Raw genomic sequence first — 1,679 nt, 5'->3', positions numbered from 1 at the left:
TGTTGCGGTACTGGTTGGGCTGTTAGAGAAGCTGCCAAACAGCTCAAATCAGGTAAAGCCTGTGGCATCGACATTTCTCCAAAGATGATCGAGAATGCCCTAGCTCAAACTCGGAATGGACTAAATCAAACTATAGAGTTTCAGGTTGCTAATTCTGAGGAGATACCCTATCAAGACCAAGCCTTTAGCTCGATTATCTGTACCTTTTCTATTCATCATTATCAAAACCCCGTCCGTGCTTTGTCAGAGATGAAGCGAGTTCTGAAAGACGATGGCTCGATTGTAATTTTAGATTCAGCCAGAGATGTCTCCTTTCCCATCTGGCTGCAAGACCGGGGCAGGCGATACTTTGAAAAAAGCCACGTTAAATACTATACCACTAAAGAAATGAAGGCTCTGGTAGCAGAAGCTGAATTACAACTTGTTGGTGAAATCACGACCGTTAATAAATTTATGGATCATAACAAAGTGTTTACTGGTTTGATGCTACTCGAATGTAGGAAATGAAGAGTATTTTGCTGTAATTAATTGTTGCTACTGTTGCTAAAAATCAGGAGTTCATTCAGATGGAACAGGGTAATTTCAAGGTTAAGGAAGTCAGTAAGGGTAAAATTCCTCGCTGGCAACAGTATGCAGCATTGGTCGTGGGGAAGACCGAACTGCTGAGCTTCCTAAAGTATGAAATAATTACCTTCTTTTTGATGAACTTGCCTGGAGCATTAGGGCTCTATCTGCGGAGCAAGTTTTATCCCCTGATTTTGGGAGAAGTGGGGTCAAAGGTGGTCTTTGGACGGGGGGTAACCCTCCGCCATCCCCACAAAATTCGGATTGGTGAGAATGTGATTATTGACGACAACTGCGTATTGGATGCCAAAGGGCAGTCGAATTCAGGCATTTCCCTTGGGGATGGGGTCTTTGTTGGTCGCAATTCCATTATCTATTGCAAAGATGGGGATATTGAAATCCAACCTCAGGTCAATATTGGAACCAATTGCCAAATCTACTCCAAATGTCTAGTGAAAATTGGCAAAGGGACAATGATAGCAGCATACAACTGTATCTTGAGCGGCGGTCGATATGATTACAACTCCGAAGTCCCCTTAGCAGAGCAAAGTAGCTATACCAACGGACCAACCCTAATTGGAGAGGGCTGTTGGTTGGGTACTAAAGCTGTGGTTTTGGATGGTCTATCCATTGGCGATCGCACTGTAGTAGGGGCAGGAGCAGTAGTTACTAAGGATCTTCCCGCTGGTGTAGTGGCCATGGGGGTGCCTGCCAAAGTAAAAGAACAAGTTTGCTCATAACAGCTGTTAACAGTTTTTTGTCTTTTAAATAGCTTCAAACCTGATCCATTAACCAACAGAACTAGAAGTCACTATATTTTATTAAAATCACTATATTTTACGGTTTAACATGAAGCGAAACATTCAAAAATTAGCACAACAAGAATACGACCTCCTGATTGTTGGTGGTGGCATCAACGGCGCTGTATGTGCCTGGGACGCTACGCTTCGTGGTCTTAAAGTTGCCCTCCTGGAACGGGGGGATTTTGGAGGAGCTACTTCTTCTAATAGTGCCAAAATTGCTCACAGTGGGGTTAGATATTTACAGCACGCTGACTTTAAGCGGATGCGAGAATCCATTAGCGAACGTGCTACACTCATGCAGATTGCCCCCCA

3 protein-coding genes are annotated in these 1,679 nt (G+C 43.8%); all 3 read left to right on the top strand.

All coding sequences use genetic code 11. The features are described 5' to 3' along the window. A partial coding sequence (locus F6K53_RS40560; RefSeq protein ID WP_293085841.1) for a class I SAM-dependent methyltransferase occupies positions 1 to 507 on the top strand: 507 nt, incomplete at its 5' end. A 59-nt stretch (positions 508 to 566) separates the two neighbouring features. Beyond that, on the top strand, positions 567 to 1,304 hold the full coding sequence (locus F6K53_RS40555) for an acyltransferase (RefSeq protein ID WP_293085838.1): 738 nt from the start codon (positions 567 to 569) through the stop codon (positions 1,302 to 1,304). A gap of 109 nt (positions 1,305 to 1,413) precedes the next feature. Next, positions 1,414 to 1,679 (top strand): FAD-dependent oxidoreductase (locus F6K53_RS40550; protein WP_293085836.1); only part of this gene is annotated, 266 nt, incomplete at its 3' end.

It is taken from the genome of Moorena sp. SIO4A1, assembly GCF_010672065.1.
Classification (GTDB): Bacteria; Cyanobacteriota; Cyanobacteriia; order Cyanobacteriales; family Coleofasciculaceae; genus Moorena.
Note: the sequence above shows the minus strand (reverse complement) of the source record. Positions and strands in the feature narration are given on the sequence as shown.